This is a genomic window from Nonomuraea sp. NPDC054003, assembly GCF_055585125.1.
Window position 1 is genome coordinate 21498 of the sequence record NZ_JBVJKR010000018.1, and the last position, 16261, is coordinate 37758.

General features: G+C 72.0%; 16 protein-coding genes. 7 read left to right on the forward strand and 9 right to left on the reverse strand.

Annotation, left to right across the window (positions count from 1 at the left end):
* Positions 1–23: 23 nt before the first annotated feature.
* From ACZ6YG_RS36825 to ACZ6YG_RS36835, 3 genes are read left to right on the forward strand one after another with little or no spacing between them, the layout of a single operon-like run.
* A complete protein-coding gene (locus ACZ6YG_RS36825; RefSeq protein ID WP_466020530.1) occupies positions 24–1103 on the forward strand; it encodes a FecCD family ABC transporter permease in 1080 nt (359 codons plus the stop codon).
* Entirely contained in the window at positions 1100–1873 is a 774-nt protein-coding gene (locus tag ACZ6YG_RS36830; protein WP_397196613.1) for an ABC transporter ATP-binding protein, read from the forward strand. Before ACZ6YG_RS36825 ends, ACZ6YG_RS36830 begins: the two co-directional genes overlap by 4 nt.
* 13 nt (positions 1874–1886) lie before the next feature.
* Complete coding sequence (locus tag ACZ6YG_RS36835; RefSeq protein ID WP_466020531.1) at positions 1887–2885, forward strand: ABC transporter substrate-binding protein; 999 nt, start codon at positions 1887–1889, stop codon at positions 2883–2885.
* A gap of 15 nt (positions 2886–2900) precedes the next feature.
* On the opposite strand, the gene ACZ6YG_RS36840 is transcribed toward ACZ6YG_RS36835, so the two are convergent.
* The 3 genes from ACZ6YG_RS36840 to ACZ6YG_RS36850 all read right to left on the reverse strand — a co-directional run bounded on the left by ACZ6YG_RS36840 (position 2901) and on the right by ACZ6YG_RS36850 (position 5711).
* Positions 2901–3560 (reverse strand): TetR/AcrR family transcriptional regulator, encoded by a 660-nt coding sequence (locus tag ACZ6YG_RS36840; protein ID WP_466020532.1) that lies wholly within the window; start codon positions 3558–3560, stop codon positions 2901–2903.
* A gap of 4 nt (positions 3561–3564) precedes the next feature.
* Positions 3565–4842, reverse strand: a complete 1278-nt coding sequence (locus ACZ6YG_RS36845) for an MFS transporter (protein WP_397196610.1) — start codon at positions 4840–4842, stop codon at positions 3565–3567.
* A gap of 68 nt (positions 4843–4910) precedes the next feature.
* On the reverse strand, positions 4911–5711 hold the full coding sequence (locus ACZ6YG_RS36850) for an alpha/beta hydrolase family protein (RefSeq protein WP_271276068.1): 801 nt from the start codon (positions 5709–5711) through the stop codon (positions 4911–4913).
* Between the two features lie 114 nt (positions 5712–5825).
* Here ACZ6YG_RS36850 and ACZ6YG_RS36855 point away from each other — a divergent pair, with 114 nt between their 5' ends.
* Positions 5826–6947 (forward strand): PucR family transcriptional regulator, encoded by a 1122-nt coding sequence (locus tag ACZ6YG_RS36855; protein ID WP_466020533.1) that lies wholly within the window; start codon positions 5826–5828, stop codon positions 6945–6947.
* Here the strand turns inward: ACZ6YG_RS36855 and ACZ6YG_RS36860 are convergent.
* From ACZ6YG_RS36860 to ACZ6YG_RS36880, 5 genes are all read right to left on the reverse strand, one after another.
* The gene (locus ACZ6YG_RS36860) at positions 6919–8313 is read right to left on the reverse strand and encodes a carboxylesterase/lipase family protein (RefSeq protein ID WP_397196607.1); all 1395 of its coding nucleotides are present in this window, start codon (positions 8311–8313) and stop codon (positions 6919–6921) included. The two genes, ACZ6YG_RS36855 and ACZ6YG_RS36860, sit on opposite strands and share 29 nt — an antisense overlap.
* Positions 8314–8353: 40 nt before the next feature.
* On the reverse strand, positions 8354–8815 hold the full coding sequence (locus ACZ6YG_RS36865) for a hypothetical protein (protein ID WP_148034948.1): 462 nt from the start codon (positions 8813–8815) through the stop codon (positions 8354–8356).
* 129 nt (positions 8816–8944) lie between these two features.
* Complete coding sequence (locus ACZ6YG_RS36870; RefSeq protein WP_271276064.1) at positions 8945–10123, reverse strand: MSMEG_0565 family glycosyltransferase; 1179 nt, start codon at positions 10121–10123, stop codon at positions 8945–8947.
* Positions 10120–11670, reverse strand: coding sequence for an FdrA family protein (locus ACZ6YG_RS36875; RefSeq protein ID WP_271276063.1), 1551 nt, complete (start codon positions 11668–11670; stop codon positions 10120–10122). Before ACZ6YG_RS36875 ends, ACZ6YG_RS36870 begins: the two co-directional genes overlap by 4 nt.
* The gene (locus ACZ6YG_RS36880; RefSeq protein ID WP_222709210.1) at positions 11667–12620 is read right to left on the reverse strand and encodes an amino acid kinase family protein; all 954 of its coding nucleotides are present in this window, start codon (positions 12618–12620) and stop codon (positions 11667–11669) included. The genes ACZ6YG_RS36875 and ACZ6YG_RS36880 overlap by 4 nt, the downstream gene beginning before the upstream one ends.
* 96 nt (positions 12621–12716) lie before the next feature.
* Between ACZ6YG_RS36880 and ACZ6YG_RS36885 the strand changes: the two genes are divergently transcribed.
* From ACZ6YG_RS36885 to ACZ6YG_RS36895, 3 genes are all read left to right on the forward strand, one after another.
* On the forward strand, positions 12717–13391 hold the full coding sequence (locus tag ACZ6YG_RS36885; protein ID WP_466020534.1) for a hypothetical protein: 675 nt from the start codon (positions 12717–12719) through the stop codon (positions 13389–13391).
* Between the two features lie 179 nt (positions 13392–13570).
* Positions 13571–14740: an MSMEG_0568 family radical SAM protein gene (locus ACZ6YG_RS36890; RefSeq protein WP_466020535.1), complete on the forward strand. Its 1170-nt coding sequence runs from the start codon at positions 13571–13573 to the stop codon at positions 14738–14740.
* Positions 14709–15203: an MSMEG_0567/Sll0786 family nitrogen starvation N-acetyltransferase gene (locus tag ACZ6YG_RS36895; protein ID WP_148034942.1), complete on the forward strand. Its 495-nt coding sequence runs from the start codon at positions 14709–14711 to the stop codon at positions 15201–15203. The genes ACZ6YG_RS36890 and ACZ6YG_RS36895 overlap by 32 nt, the downstream gene beginning before the upstream one ends.
* A gap of 32 nt (positions 15204–15235) precedes the next feature.
* Here ACZ6YG_RS36895 and ACZ6YG_RS36900 read toward each other — a convergent pair whose 3' ends face one another.
* A complete protein-coding gene (locus tag ACZ6YG_RS36900; protein ID WP_466020536.1) occupies positions 15236–16189 on the reverse strand; it encodes an AIR synthase related protein in 954 nt (317 codons plus the stop codon).
* Between the last annotated feature and the right edge of the window lie 72 nt (positions 16190–16261).

Below are 16261 nucleotides of genomic sequence, written 5' to 3' on the forward strand. Positions count from 1 at the left end.
CGCTTCCCTGATGATAAGCGGCAATGAAAACGGTTTTCGTTCCTAAGTGGCCGTCCGAGGCACGCGAAGGCCCGCGCGTCGGCGTGATCGTCGTGTCGCTGGCCGTCGCCCTGGCGGTGTCGGTGCTGCTGGCGATCGGCTCGGGGGCCGCGGCCGTGCCTCCCGGCCAGACGCTGCGTTACCTGTGGGCGGCCGTCACCGGCGGTGCGATCTCCGCCGAGGAGATCACGGCCTACCAGATCATCTGGCAGGTCAGGACGCCGCGGGTGCTCCTGGCCGTGCTGGTGGGAGCCGGGCTCAGCGCGGTCGGCGTGGCGGTCCAGGCCATGGTGCGCAACGCGCTGGCCGACCCGTTCGTCCTGGGGGTCTCGTCAGGGGCGTCGGCCGGGGCCGCCCTGGTCACGGTGTCCGGCGGGCTGGCCGCGATGGGGATCTACGCGGTCTCCGCGGGCGCCTTCCTCGGCGCGCTGCTCGTCTCGGCCCTGGTCTACCTGGTCTCACGTCGAGGCGGCGGGCTGGAGCCGCTGCGCCTGGTGCTCACCGGGGTGGCGATGGCGTTCGGGTTCCAGGCGGTCATGAGTCTGATCGTCTACTTCGCCCCGGACGGCGAGTCGACCAGCACCGTGCTGTTCTGGTCGATGGGCGGCCTGGGCGGGGCGACGTGGGGAGCGCTGCCGGTGGTGACGGTCGTCACGACCGTCTCCGTCGTGGTGCTGCGGCGGCTCGGCCGGAGTCTGGACGTGCTGGCCCTGGGCGACGAGACCTCGATGAGCCTGGGGGTGGACACCGAGACGCTCCGCCGCGGGCTGTTCGTCCTGACCTCGCTGCTCACGGGCGCGATGGTGGCCGTCAGCGGCGCGATCGGGTTCGTCGGGCTGGTGATGCCGCACGTGGTGCGGCTGTGGGTGGGGGCCGCGCACGTGCGTGTGCTGGCCGTCGCGCCGCTCGCCGGCGCCGTCTTCATGGTCTGGGCCGACCTCATGGCGCGGACCGTGGTGGCGCCGCGCGAGCTGCCGATCGGGGTGATCACCGCGCTGGTCGGCGTGCCGGTGTTCGTCACGCTGCTGCGCCGGCGCGGCTACCTCTTCGGGGGCCGGTCATGACGGCCGACCTGAAGGTGGACGGCCTGTCGGTGTCGCTGGGCGGCGTCACCGTCGTCGAGAGTCTTTCGCTCGCCGTCGGGCCCGGCCAGGTCGTGGGGCTGATCGGGCCCAACGGCTCGGGCAAGACGACGGCGTTGCGGTGCGTCTACCGGGCGCTGCGGCCGTCGCGCGGCGCGATCTGGATCGACGGTCAGGACCTGTCCGCCATGACGCTGCGGGACAGCGCGCGCGTGGTCGCCGCGCTCACCCAGGAGGGAGGCGCGGATCTCGACTTCACGGTCGAGGAGGTGGTCGCCCTCGGCCGGGCCCCGCACGTACGGGGCAACCAGGCGCTCGGCCCGCGCGAGCGGGAGCTGTGCCGGCAGGCCATGGAGCGGATGCAGGTCCTGCACCTGGCGGGCCGGGGGGTGTTGTCGCTGTCCGGCGGCGAACGCCGGCGGGTGCTGGTCGCCCGCGCGCTCGTCCAGGAGCCGCGGCTCCTCGTCCTGGACGAACCGACCAACCATCTCGACCTGCGCCACCAGATCCGGCTGCTGTCGATGCTCAAGGGCTCCGGCCTCGGCGTGCTCGTCACCCTGCACGACCTCAACCTCGCCGCCTCCGCCTGTGACCACCTGGTCGTGCTCGCCGCGGGCGAGGTCGTCGCCTCCGGCACGCCCGGCGAGGTCCTCACCGAAGCTCTCCTGCGCGACGTCTTCGACGTCGTGGCCAGCGTCGTCCCCCATCCCCTCACCGGTGTGCCGCAGGTGCTCTACGACCTCGGCCCATGAAAGGAACCACCGCATGATCGCGCGTACGTCCCGCTCCCTCCGTCCGATGGCCGCCGTCCTGACCGGGACACTCCTGCTCGCCGGCTGCGGCGCGCGGATCCAGGACGGTACGGCGTCCGTACGGAAGGTGACCGTCAACCGGTGCGGCGAGCAGGTCGAGTACACGACGCCGGCCCGCGCCGTGGTGTACGAGGCCGGCAGCGCCGACAAGCTGTTCGCCCTCGGTCTCACCGAGCACGTGCACGGCTACGTCATGCCGCCCGCGAACCCTCCGGTCGAGGAGTCCCCCTGGGCCGCCGAGTACGCCGAGGTCGAGTTCCTCAGCGACGACCTGCTCAACCGCGAGCTCGTGGTGGACGCCAAAGCCGACTTCGTGGTCGCCGGATGGCGTTCGGGCTTCAGCGACCAGCGCGGCATCACCCCGGCCATCCTCGACGGGCTGAAGATCCAGAGTTTCATGCACGCCGAGTCGTGCTTCAACTATCCCGGCCACCCCGAACGGGTCACCCCCTTCGAGGGCCTCTACACCGACCTGGAACGCCTCGGCCGGATCTTCGGCGTCGAGGACCGGGCACGGGCCCTGGTCGCCGGATACCGGGAGCGCGTCGAGGCGGTGCGGGCGCGGGCGCCGAAGGGCGACCCCGTGCCGGTCTTCCTGTACGACTCCGGCACCGACAAGCCCTTCACCGCGGGCGCCCAGGTGCCGCCCAACGACATCATCCGCTTCTCCGGCGGCCGCAACGTCTTCGCCGGCCTGGACGCCCGCTGGAGCGAGGTGACCTGGGAGGCGGTGGTCGAGGCGCGGCCGGAGGTCATCGTCATCCTCGACTACGGCGACAAGCCCGCCCGGGAGAAGATCGCGTTCCTGAAGGAGTTCCCCGCCACCAGCGCACTGCCCGCGGTGGTCCACAACCGCTTCTACGTCCTCGACTACAACGAGGGCATCAGCGGGCCGCGCAACATCGACGGTCTGGAAGGCTTCGCCGCCTACCTCCGCGACCTGGAACGGTGACCGGGCCCACCGTCGTCAGGGGCGCCCCGCCAGGGTCAGCCGCAGGGCGAACTCCGCGTAGGCGTCCGCGACCTCCTCGGGTTCGTACGGCATGGCGGAGTCGTACCAGTTGGCCACCCGCATCCCCATCCCGCTGATCGCCGTGACCGCCAGGAAGGCGTCGGGCACGTCGAAGACGCCCTCGCTGATGCCCTCGTCGAGGATGTCGATCAGCAGCTGGCGGCCGTCGGCGCGGAGCATGAGCGCGGGGCCGGCCAGCTCGGCGGAGAGGGCGTGCAGTTCGTTGTTGGCGACCACCGCGAGCATGGGGAACTCGGCGTGGACCAGGACGTGCGCGCGGGCCACGCGGCGCAGGCGCGCCTCGGGGTCCGCCGGCCCCGCGGAGGCCGCCTCGACGAGCCGCCGGTGGTGCTCCTCGTGACCGATGCGGACCAACTCCGCCAGGACGTTCTCCTTGGCGGGGAAGTGGGAGTAGAGGGTCGCCGAGCGGATCCCGCAGGCCGTTCCGAGGTCGCGGATGGACGTGCCGTAGAAGCCCCGCTCGGCGAAGAGCAGCAGCGCCTCGCGCAGGATCCGGCCGGAGGTGCCCTCCAGCAGGACGTGCTCCGGGAGCCGGACCTGGGAGGCGGCGAACCGTCGCTGGGTCGCGAGTGCTGCCGATCGATCGTTAGTCACGACCTCATTCTGCCGTGAGGTCGCTCCGGCTGGTCTCCTTCAGCGCCAGCGTGCAGGCGAGCGACACCAGCAGCGAGGCGCAGACGTAGGCCGCGACGGCCCAGATCCCCCAGGCGGCGAGCAGGGCGGTGGCGATCAGCGGGGCGAGGCCGCCGCCGAGCACCGCGCCGATCTGCCCGGCGACCGAGGCGCCGCTGAAGCGCACGGCCGTCGGGAACTGCTCGGCGATGAAGGTGATCAGCGGCGAGTACATGATGGTCACCAGGCCGAAGGCGAGCGCGTAGGCCAGGTAGATCAGGGTGGCACCGCCGGTGGCCAGCATGGCGAAGAAGGCGAAGCTGAACAGGGCGGTCAGGGCGGAGCCCGTCACGATCATCGGGCGGCGGCCGAAGCGGTCGGAGAGGCTGCCGCAGAGCGGGCCGAAGACGATCACCATGACCGAGCCGATGGCCACCGCGACCAGCGGCACCTGCGCCGGGTGCCCGAGCTGGGTGGTCAGGTAGGAGCCGGCGAAGACGAGCAGCACGTAGAAGATGACGTAGAAGCCGAAGCCGGTGCCCACCCCGAGCAGGACGGTGCGGGTGTGACGGCGGAAGACCTCCAGGATGGGCGCGCTGTGGCGGGTGCGGGACCCGGCGAAGACCGGGCTCTCCGGGGCGGAGGCGCGGATCGCCAGGCCGACGAGCACGAGCACCGCCGAGAGCAGGAAGGGGATGCGCCAGCCGTACGAGAGGAAGTCGGTCTCTTCCATGCCGGCCACCGCCATGATCGCGATCGTGGCCAGGAGCAGGCCGGCGGGTCCGGCGGCGGGGATGAAGCTGCCGATGTAGCCGCGGCGGTGCCGGGGCGCGAACTCGGTGGTCATCAGCACCGCGCCGGTGACCTCGCCGCCGTAGGAGAAGCCCTGGATGACCCGGAGGGTGACCAGGAGCACCGGCGCCCAGATGCCGATCGTGGCGTAGGTGGGGAGCAGGCCCATCGCGGTGGTGGCCAGGCCCGCGACCAGGAGGGTCATGACGAGCATGGACTTGCGGCCGATGCGGTCGCCGTAGTGGCCGGCGACGATCGCGCCGACGGGACGGGCGATGAAGCCGATCGCGAAGCCGGCGAAGGCGACGAGGGTGCTGACGGTCGGGTCGGAGCTGGGGAAGAAGAGCGTGTTGAAGACCAGGGCGGTCATGAAGCCGTAGAGCAGGAAGTCGTACTGCTCGATGACGGTGCCCACGAAGCTGCCGATGGTCACCCGCAGGAGGGCGGGTCTTGGCCGGCTTTCGACGGTCATGGGGGGGTTCCTTTCCGAGCGATCGATCGGTAGGGCGAGCGTAGCCTACCGATCGATCGGCAGGAAGATCAGCGGGGGACGCGGGCGTTGCGGCGGACATCCGACCAGGTGACGCTGTCGACGCAGATGCCGCAGTTCGGCCCGTAGAACAGGGCGCGGGCCTGGAGGTCGTCCATGAGCTGGAAGCGCCACCAGGCGGTGGTGGGCGCGGCGAACGGGCCGGGGTCGCCGACGACGGTGAAGTGGTCGGCGCCGCGCACCTCGCCGTAGATCGCCGGGATGTGGTCGGCGGCGTTGTAGAACGCCTTGACCAGCGCGGGCCAGACGATGGAGTCACGCTGGCCGGCCATCAGGAACGCGGGGCCGTGGACGTCGTCGATGTCGGCCAGCGGGCCCGGCTGGATGGGCAGGATGGTGTCCACGCGGGAGTCCGCGCCGACGACGATGGCGGCCGCGCCGCCCTGGGAGTGTCCCGAGGCGCCGATGCGGGTCAGGTCGACCTTGCGGTGGAAGACGCTCGACGGGTCGGCGTCGCGCTGGGCGAGGGCGTCGATCCCGGCGCGCATGGAGATGCCGAGGTTCGACATCGGGGTGTTGGCGGCGGAGACGATGAAGCCGTGGCTGGCCCACTGCAGGAGCAGGTCGCGGTAGACGAGCGGCGCGCCGCCCGTGCCGTTGCCCCAGACGATCACCGGGTGCCGGCGGTCGCTCCCGGCGATGTCGCGGGGGTAGTAGAGGGTGTTGACCGCGCCGATCTCGACGGCGGTGGCGTAGGGGCCGGGTGCGCCCCAGTTCGTGGTCGCGGCACTGGCGGGAGCCGTGCCGAGGATGAGCACGAGGAGCAGGGGGATGAGCAGGCGTCTGAACAAGGCGGCCTCCTGGCTGGGGGTTCACCCGCCATCCTGGTTGCGCCGGGAGCCGCCGTCTTTGCGCACTTGGGGCAAGGATTGACGGTGCGGTTTGGGCAATGTGACGATCCCGGGATGTCCGACCTCCACAGCCGGATGGCCCCGAGGGTGCGGGAGCTCACTTCCGCGGTGGTCGCCCGGTGCGCCGCCGAGATCCCGTTCTACCGGGACCTGCCGCCGGAGATCCTGAGCGGTGAGGTGACCCGTTCGGTCTCGGCCGTCCTGGCGATGCTGCTGCGCACGCTCCGCAGGCACGACGCGGTGGGGCCGGGCGATCTGACGCGCATCATCGAGTGGTCGGCGCGCCGGGCCGAGGAGCGGCTGCCGCTGGAGGCGGCGGTGAGCGCCTACCTCATCGGCGCCGAGGTCTGGTGGCGGGCGCTGACCGAGGCGGCCGGGCCCGGCGAGCTGGCCGAGGCCGGTGAAGGGCTGCTCGGCTACCTGCGTACGGCGATGCCCGCCGTCGCCCTGGCCCACCAGCAGGCGCAGGAGGACATCAGGAGCGAGGACAAGCGGGTGCGACGGGCGCTCATCGGCGCGCTGCTGAGCGGCCGGCCGTACGAGAGCCTGGCCGAGGCGGCGGGCGTGGAGGTGGGCCAGGCGCACGAGGTGGTGCTCTTCGACTTCGGGCAGCCCGCGCCGCCGGCCCGGCTCGTGCAGTCGGCGATGGACGCGCACACCGGGTCGCTGGTGCTGATGGACCACGTCGACGGGGTCGCGCTGCTGCCTGACGGGTGCCCGCCGGAGCCGCTCGCGGACAGGCTGGCCGACGTCGTGGGACGGCCCCTGCTCGTCGCCGCGGCCCTGGCGGAGGAGCCCGCGCGCATCCCGGAGGCGGCGCGGGAGGCCCGCGCGGTGATGGAGCTGGTGCGCAGGCTCGGCAGGCCGCCGGGCCTCTACCGCTTCGACGACGTGCTGCTGGAGCACCAGCTCGCGCGGCCGGGCGCGGGCCTGTCACGGCTGGCCGCCAAGCTGGCGCCGCTCGACGGCCATCCCCACCTGCTGGAGACGTTGCGCGCGTTCGTCCACCGGGGGCACAACCGCCGCCGGACCGCGCTCGACCTGCACATCCACCGCAACACGCTCGACTACCGGCTGCGGCGGGTGAGCCTGCTGACCGGGCTGGACCTGGCGGTGCCCGCGCAGGCGCGGCTGCTGGAGGCGGCGGTCACCGCTCGCGATCTAGCCAGATCCTGAGCTCCTCGTCCCTGGGGGCGTGGACGACGCCGGAGCCCGGCGAGTCGAAGACCATGACGGGCCGGGAGGAGTCCCACCGCTGCCAGCCCGGGTCGCCGGTCTTGGCGAAGGCGACCCAGGCCCGGTGCATGGCGTCGGCCAGCTCCTGCGGGGCGTCGTCGCCGGCCAGCTCACGGCAGTGCCGGAGGTTGTCGAAGACGAAGCCGATCTCCAGGCCGTGGCATGCGCCCAGGTCCATGACCGGTGAGCGCCAGGCGAACTCGTAGACGTGGGCCCGTTCCACGGAGTCGGCCAGGCGGTTGAGCGGGCCCCGCATGAGCAGGTCGGTGGCCATCTCGCCGAGGATCTCGCCGGGCCTGGCACCGGGCCGGGCGGACCGGTAGAGCCGGGCGGCGCGGGCGGGGATGCGGAACTTCAGCAGGGCCAGGCGCAGGGTCAGGCGGCTGACCCGGTCCACGGCGCCGGTGGGCACGAACCAGAGGCGGTACTCCTCCCGGTTGGCGCCGATGAGGAGGTCGGCCTCGACCGGGGCGGCCCCGGGCTCGGCCACGATGTGGAAGGCGGGGCCGCCGGTGATCGGGTTCGCCTTGCCGACGACCTCGGCCTGGGTGTCGAGCAGCCGCTCGCGGTCGACGGCGGCGAAGGCCCCGGCCGTGGCGGGCACGCCCAGCTCGGCCGCCATCAGCTTGACGATCTTGGCGGCCTCCTCGCGCGTGGCCGTGTGCGGGGGGCCGCTCTGCATGATCGCCCGGTGGAACAGCCTCTTCGCCCGCGGGCTGGTGAGCAGCGCGCCGATGCTGATCGCCCCCGCCGACTCGCCGAACACGGTGACGTTGCCGGGGTCGCCGCCGAAGGCCGCGATGTTGTCGCGTACCCATTCCAGCGCGGCGACCTGGTCGAGCAGGCCGCGGTTGTCCGGCGCGTCCGGGAAGACGCCGAAGCCCTCCACGCCGAGCCGGTAGTTGATCGAGACCAGCACCACCCCGTCGCGGGCGAAGGCGTGGCCGTCGTACAGCGGCATGCTCGACGAGCCGTTGCGCAGGGAACCGCCGTGGATCCAGACCATCACCGGGCGGGCGCCGTCGTCCACGCCCGGTGTCCAGACATTCAGGTTGAGGCACTCGTCGCCGGGGATCGGCTCCTCGGGGATGAGCCGGTCGAGCGGCGGCCGGTAGGGACGCTTGGGCGCGGTCGGCCCGAACCGCAGCGCGTCACGGACCCCCTCCCAGGGGCGCACGGGCGCGGGGGCGCGGAAGCGTTCGGCCCCGAAGGGCGCGGCCGCGTAGGGGATGCCGCGGAAGACCGGGATCCCGTCCTGGAGGTGGCCACGCACCTTGCCGTGCCGGGTGACCGCGATGATGTCCATGGCCCGAATCCTACCGATCGATCGGTCGGAAACAAGGCGCCTACAGGCCGGTCATCACGAGGCTCATGTAGTACCAGTAGCCGCTGCCGAAGATGTGCTGCGGGATCTCCTGGACCTCGCCCGTGGCGAGCGTGGCGCAGGTGAAGCCCCAGGCGGTGACCGAGCCGAGCACGTCGCCCTGGCCGACGACGGGCAGGGTGACCTCGCGCAGGCTGAACAGCGCCGACCCGGTGGTGCCGATGGTGGTGGCCGGGTTGGCGAAGTTGCCGGAATAGGCGCGGTCACCGTTGTTCATGGCGACGTACCGGCCGCCGCCGGGGTACATGTACCCGGCGAGGTTGATCCGGATCTCGTCGCCGTTGTTCTCGTCGGTGTCGTAGGCGTCGACGAAGTTCAGCTCCACCCGGCAGGTGCCGGCCGTGCTCGTCGCGGCGGCCGGGGCCGCGGACACGGCCAGGCCCACCGTCAGCGCCAGCGCGAGGACGAGCTTGTGAGATCGCATGCCGTTACTCCCTCTGGTCGACCGGCGTTCCATGGCGAAACGCGGGCAACCTCAGGGTGCGGCAGGCGGCGCGGCAGGTCAGTGGCCGAATGCACACTCCGTCCGTGCCCTTCGGCGCGGTGAGCGGTGTCAGTGTGCGGTGAGCGCCTCCGGGCTGCCGGCGTACAGCTCCAGGTGCCGGCGGGCGCTGGCGGTCCACGTGTAGCGGTCGGCCAGGCTCAGGCCCGCGGTGCGGAGCCGGGCGCGGAGGGCCTCGTCGTCGAGCACGGCCGAGAGCGCGTCGGCCAGCGCTCCCGCGTCGCCGACGGGGGTCAGCAGGGCGTCGCGGCCGGGGACCAGCCACTCCCTGAACACCGGGATGTCGCTGGTGACCACGGGAAGACCGGCCGCCATCGCCTCCAGGGCGGCCAGGCCGAACCCCTCCTTCACGGAAGGGAACGCCAGCACGTCCGCCGCCGCGTACCACGCCGCCATCTCGTCCTCGGGCACGGTGCCGAGTTCGACGACGTCCTTGCCCAGGGTCAGGCCGAGGGCGTCCAGGCTCGCCAGCACCTTCTCCCTGTAGGCGCGGTGGTCCTGGAAGGAGTGGCCGCCGAGCACGGCCAGCACGGGCGGCGGCGTACGTTCGCCGACCAGCCTGGACAGCGCGGCCACCAGCGTGTCGCTGCCCTTGCGCGGCTCGATGCCGCCGACGGACAGCAGCAGCGGCCGGTCGGTCGCGCCGACCCGGGCCCGCAGCCGTGCCACGACCTCCGGGGAGTGCCGGCTGTAGCGGGCCGGATCCACGCCGTTGGGCACCACGTCGGCCAGGACTCCGTAGTCCTCCCGCAGGATGTCCTGCCAGATCTTGGTGACCACCAGGATCTGGTCCGGCTCCAGGATGGCCTGGCGCTGGCAGTCCATCAGGATCTCGCTGTCGAAGTCGTCCACGTGGTGGACGGTGCGGACGACCCTGCTGGGGATCCCGGCGTCGCGCACGCGGGCCGCCGCACGGGCCGCGATGCAGTCCTGGGTGTGCAGGATGGGGTAGGCGGGGGCGAGGTCGGCAAGGGCCGCCTCCAGGGCGTCGATGTTCGCCGCGACCTTCTCCTCCAGCCCGCCGGTGGTGACGGGCGCGGTGACGACGTGGGTCGGGGCGGCGACCGGCCGGAAGAACCCCTTGCCCGGGTCACCGAGGCCGATGATCAGGACGTCCTGGCCGAGCGCGTGCATCGCCTCGCCCAGCGCCAGCGTGTGCGCGACGCCGCCCCTCGGCCGGGTGCTGTAGGTGATCAGGGCGACGGGAGGAAGGCGGAGGTGTTCTGTCACCGGTGGGACTCCGTTAGTTCAGGGCGGCGGCTCGCGATGGCCGCCGCCGTGTACGCGGCGCGCGCCGCGGTCTCGGTCACCAGGCAGCCGATCCCCTCCAGCGTCGCGCGCTGCCTGGCGTAGCCCTGGGGATCGGTGTCGGAGCCGAGGACGTACGCGACGACCTGCGGGCCGCCGTCGGCCATGATCTCGCCGAGCACCGGTGCGAGCTGCCCCGCCGGGTCCTCGTGCGAGCCGTAGCCGAGCACCACGTCGAGCAGCACCACCGCGACCTCGGGATCGCGGGCCTCCTGGCGGAGGATCTGTATGCGGTTGCCGGGGTCGATCATCGGATGCGGCCTGCCGACGGTGTACTCCTCCGCGCCCAGGTCGAGCAGCACGTTCGAGCCGGGCGGGGCGGGGACCGTGTTGCCGGGCAGGAGCGGCTCGTTGGAGTACACCTCGCCCAGCAGCTCGTTGATGATCACCTGGGCCTCGTAGCAGAGCGTTCCGCCGGAGTAGTAGCCGCGGACGGTGCGCCGCTCGTCGCCCAGGGCGCCGAGCCGCTCCTCCACCTGGGCGCGCAGGCCTTCGGAGGTGGCCGGAGGGGTCTTACCTGCGAGCCGGGCGGCGGTGAGCGCGCCCTCCTCCAGCGTCCGCGCCATCCGCACCCCGGACGGCGGCTCCATCTCCGAGAGGCCGAGGAACGCGGCCACCGCCGGGGTGGACCCGCACTCTTCCAGCACGCTGTGGGCGACCGCCTCGCTCGGCGGCTTGGACACCAGCAGGATCACCTCGGTCTCGGGGTCCTCGTCGAGAGCGCGCACGGCCGCCTTGGCCATCCGCCCGCCGATGGCCTCGGACAGGTCACGGCCGCCGACGCCGATCACGTGCGAGACGCCGACGCCCCAGCGGTCGAGCAGGGCCGACACCTCCTGCGCCCCGGTGCCGGCGGCGGCGACGACGCCGACCGGCCCGCGGCGTACCGCGTTGGCGAACCCGAGACCGGTGCCGGAGATCACCGCGGTGCCCGCCCCCGGCCCCATGACCAGCAGGCCGAGCTCGTTCCCCCGCTTCTTGAGCTCCGCTTCCTCGTCCAGCGAGACGTTGTCGCTGAACAGCAGGACGTGCAGCCCCTGGGAGAGCGCGTGGTGGGCCTCCAGCGCCGCGTAACCACCGGGCACGGAGACGATCGCCACGGACGCGTCCGGCATCTGCGCGACGGCTCCGCTGACGGTGCGGGGCGCGGCGGCGGCGGCCTCACCGGACTCGGCGCGGGCGTCCTCGAACGCGGCCTGCTCGCCGGCGGCGAGCGCGGCCTCCGCCGCGGCCTCGTCACCGGCGCGCACGGCGAGTACGAGGTCGTTCGCCCCGGCCTGGCCGACGGACTCCGCGCCGAAGCCCTCGGCCTCCAGGTTCTCCCGGCCTGAAGGCGTCGCCATCACGGCACCCGCCCAGGTGACGCCGCCCTGTTCGGCCATGACCGAGGTGGCGACGAGCAGCCGGAGCGAGTCGAGGTAGGTGTCACGGACGACGCGGACGCGGGCGAGGTTGTCGTGGGTGCTCATGCGATGCTCATTGCTTCTTCGCTCATTGCTTGCTCGGGAACGATGTGCGTGCCGACACGGTTCTGCGGGTCCAGGGCTTCGAGCATGCGCTCCGCCGAGGTGATGACGGTGGTCCCGCCGCTCTCCCGTACGAAGTCGGTGGCCGCCCGGATCTTGGGCCCCATGCTCCCGGCCGGGAACTGGCCCTCGGCGAGATACCGCTCGGCCTGCGCGAGAGACAGCTCGTGGACGGCGCGGGCCCGCGGGGTGCCGTAGTCGACCATGACCGCGTCGACCCCCGTCACCAGGATCATCATCGTGGCCTTGAGTGATCCGGCGAGGCGCGCGGCCGCCGAGTCCTTGTCGATCACGGCGTCCACGCCGTGATAGCGGCCCTGATCGTCACGGGCCACGGCCACTCCGCCGCCGCCGGCGGCGAGGACCACCTTGCCGGCCGCGAGCAGGGGCGTGACCGCGGACAGCTCCAGCATCTCGGTGGGATGGGGCGAGGGGACCATCCGCCGGAAGCCCCGCCCGGCGTCCTGTCTCATCTCCCAGCCGCGCCGCTCGGCCATGGCCGCGGCCTCCGTCTCGGTGAAGAAGGGGCCGATGGGCTTGGTGGGCGTACGGAAGGCGGGATCGTGCGGGTCGACGACCATGTGCGAGATGAGGCCGACGGCCGTGCCGGGCCCCCGGATGGTGTCGATCGCGCGCACCAGGACGCTGCCGAGCTGCCCTTGTGACATCGCGTTCAGCGAGTACAGCGGCTGCGGTGGCACCAGATCGACGCTCCCCTCCTGTTGGATCGCCAGATGGCCGACCTGCGGGCCGTTGCCGTGGACGACGACCACCGACCAACCCGCCTCGCACAGGTTCGAGATCCCCGACGCCATCTGGGCGGCGTTGCTCTCGATCTGCTCGGCTGTACCCGGCTGATCCGCGCGGGTCAGGGCGTTACCGCCGACAGCCACCACAGCTACGTTGCTCACTGCTTGGTCGCCCCTACCTCAATATCCGATACTAGATGTAACGTTTAGTATAGTGAACTGTCCAGGAGGAAATATCAAATGTCCGAGACTGAGGGTGTGCGGGACCCAGGACCCGCACCCGACGCCCGGCAGGCCGCGAGCGAGCTTCTCCGCCTCTGGACCGCGGCCGCGGAGCGGGCCTTCGCCGGAAGCGCCCACCAGCCGGACATCTACCTCAGGACCACGCGCCTGGTCGGCGCGGTCGCGCAGCGGCTCCGCGAGTCCGGGCGGGGCCTCGAACCGCTGGTCGAAGCCTGGGCCGAGCACCGCGAGCTGGTTCGCCGGGTGGTCGAGTCCAGCGAGCTGCTGACGTCCGACGGCCTGGACGTCGAGGCCGTCGCGGGCGCCGCGTTCGCGATGCGTTACCGGGAGGCGCTCGAGGAGGTCACGCTGGACGACCGCCTGGCCGCCCTCGCGCAGGCCGCCCCGGGCGCCGGATGGCTGGTGCTGGAGGAGTCCGGCTACCGTCCCGGGGACCCGTTCGTCCCGTACCGGCGGCTGGAGGTCGACCCCGCCACCGGGCGGGCGCTGCTCGTGACGACGCGACCGGACGAGACGTTCACCGCCTGCGTGCACACCGTCGAGCGGGGGCGCATCGACCTGGAGACCGGCCGGCTCGCCTCAGGCGAGCCCGGCGACGGGGGACACGTCCTTCACGAGGCCGCCTCCGCGGAGGAACGGGAGGTGTGGGTGACCCGGCTCAAGGACTCCTGATGAGACACGCCACAGACCGGGCGATTGTGGGCATACCCGGTCATTCACTGACGCCTAGTTGCCACTCCCTACATTCTTTCTATAGTAGTCAAAGAGTAGTTTCCTATAGTAAATGCGTCATCCTTCATGGCGGTCTAGCCGAGCACCGTTAAGAGTCGGCCCGGACAAGGAGCCACATCATGACCGAGGCACCCGACACCCACCGGACCCTCGACCAGGAGGAACTCGCCGAGTTGATCGCCCGGTTGCAGAGCCGGGGGTTGCGGACCGAGATCTCCATGGAGGCGCGGAAGGGCGGCGCCGGTCCCGCCGACGCGGGGATGCTGTGGATCGACGGAAGCCCGGCCACGGTTCCCACCACGGCCGACTACGTGCGTGACTCCCCGTACGCCCTGCGGCAGGAGGACGACGGTTTCGGCATCTACGAGGGCTCGGTCCGGTTGGCGGACGCGGCGTTGGCTCCCCGGCCGAAGTACTACGACTTGAAGACGGCCGACGGCGTCCCCTACTGGCAGATCGCGCTCATGCACCTGGACTCCATGGCCAGCACGGTGCTGCAGACCTGCGCCTACTGGGGCAACTCCGACCAGTGCACGTTCTGCGGGATCGGGGTCTCCCTCGCGGCCGGTCGCACGATCGCCAAGAAGACGCCCGAGATGCTCGCGGAGGTGTCGGTGGCGGCCCGCGACCTGGACGGCGCCGTCGACGCCACGCTCACCACCGGCAGCACCGCCACCCCGGACCGCGGCGCCCTCTACGTCGGCAGGTGCGCCCAGGCCGTGAAGGAGGCGTCCGGGCTGCCGGTGCAGGTCCAGTTCGAACCCCCGTCCGACCTCGACGTGATCAACCGGGTCCGCGACATGGGCGTGGACTCCGTCGGCATCCACGTGGAGACCTTCGACCCCGAGGTGCTCGCGCGGGTCGCGCCGGGCAAGGCGCGCTGGGGCGTCGAGGCGTACTTCTCCGCCTGGGAACGCGCGGTCCGGGTCTTCGGCGAAGGACAGGTCTCGACGTACGTGATCCTCGGCATGGGCGAGGACCCCGACCTCACGGTGGACATGTGCCGCCGGGCGGTGGACATGGGCGTCTACCCGTTCATCGTCCCGCTGCGCCCGGTCCCGGGCAGCCTCATGGAGGACGAACGGCCCCCGTCAGCGGACTACGTCGAGGGGATCTACCGGCAGGTCGTCCCGCACATGCTGCGACGCGGCCTCACCGCCACCGGGGTCATGGCGGGATGCGCACGCTGCCAGGCGTGTTCGGGGCAGGCCGCCCTGGAACGTGCCGGTTCTGGTTCGACGAAGGGTGGGGTGCCCGATGGGCGCGTCTCTCTCCCGCTCGTTTTCTGACCAGGCCGCGCCGCATCACGTCTGCCGTACGGTGACGGCGGCGGAGGAGCTGGAGGAGCACCTCCGGATCCGGCGATCGGTCTTCGTGGCGGAACAGTCGCTGTTCGAGCAGACCGACCAGGACGAGTTCGACCGCGATCCCAGCGTCCACCACGTGCTCGCGTTCGCCGACGGCGTGCCGGCCGGCACGGTCCGGCTGTACCGCTACCCCGCGCCCGACGGCGAGAGGCTGTGGAAGGGGGACCGGCTCGCGGTGCTCCCGGAGTATCGGCACCTGTGGCTGGGGGGCCCGCTGGTCAGGTACGCGGTGGAGACCGCCGCGGCCGCCGGCGGCGCGCGCATGATCGCGTACGTCCAGCTCGGCAACGTGAGCTTCTTCCGGCGGCTCGGCTGGTCGAAGGTGGGCGGCCCGGTCGCCTACGTCGGCGTGCCCCACCAGCAGATGAGCATCGACCTGACGTGATCACTTCGTACGTCAGGAAGGCCGGGCATGTGTCAGCGGCCCAGCCGGGTGACGGACTCCTCGTTCAGGTCGAAGACCACCACCGAGCCGGAGGCGTCGCGCAGGCGCACCTCGCCGGTGTCGTCGAGGGTGCCGAGCCGGCGCGCGGTCAGCCCTCGCGCGGTGAAGGCCTTGGCGCACTCCTCGACCCGGTCGTCAGGCGCCGTGAGCAGGAAGGCGAAGCAGGGGAAGCAGGACAGCCAGTCGGCGACCGGCACGCCCTCGGGCACGGGGAGCTCGTCCATGTCCACCTGGACGCCCAGCCTGTTGGCCTCCAGCAGCATGGCCAGCGAGCCGATCATGCCGGCCATGCTGACGTCCTTGGCGGCCACCGCCGCGCCCGACTCCGCCACCTCGGCGAGGGCCCGGACGTCGCCCGCCAGGCGGTCGCCCCGCTCGTCGAACGACGGGAAGAACAGGAAGTCGTCGCGCATGCGCCCGTCGAGGCAGCAGGCGAGCATCAACGCCTGGCCGGGGGCGGCGTGCGTGGCCGACAGCACCTTCTCCGCGGTGCCGAGACCGAACGCCGACAGGCTCGGCGGGCCGTCGCTCTCGGTGAGGTGCCCGCCCACCACGGGCACCTGGTAGGTCTCGCCGGCCCACTTGAGGCCCTCCAGGATCTTCCTGGTGACCTCGCGCGGGCCGACGATCGTGTCGACGATCGCGAGAGGACGGGCGCCCATGGCGGCGAGGTCGTTCACGTTCGCCAGGACGGCCGCCACCCCGGCGCCGTAGGGGTCCTTCGCGACGAAGGAGGGCAGCATCGCCTCCCCGCCGACGATCAGGTTGCGCCCGCGATCGTGCACGACGGCTCCGTCGTCGCCGGGACCGGACCACCAGTCACCGCCGCCGAACACGTCGGTGACCGCCCCGATGGCGCTCTTGGCCGTCACGCCCGGAAGGCCGCGCAGCCGTTGTGCCAGGTGGTCGAGGTCGTTGATCGGCACGATGAGTTCTCTTCCATGCGGTGGGTGGCGCCGGCAGACAGAGCAGGCGCTGAAGACGTCATTCTAGTGAGG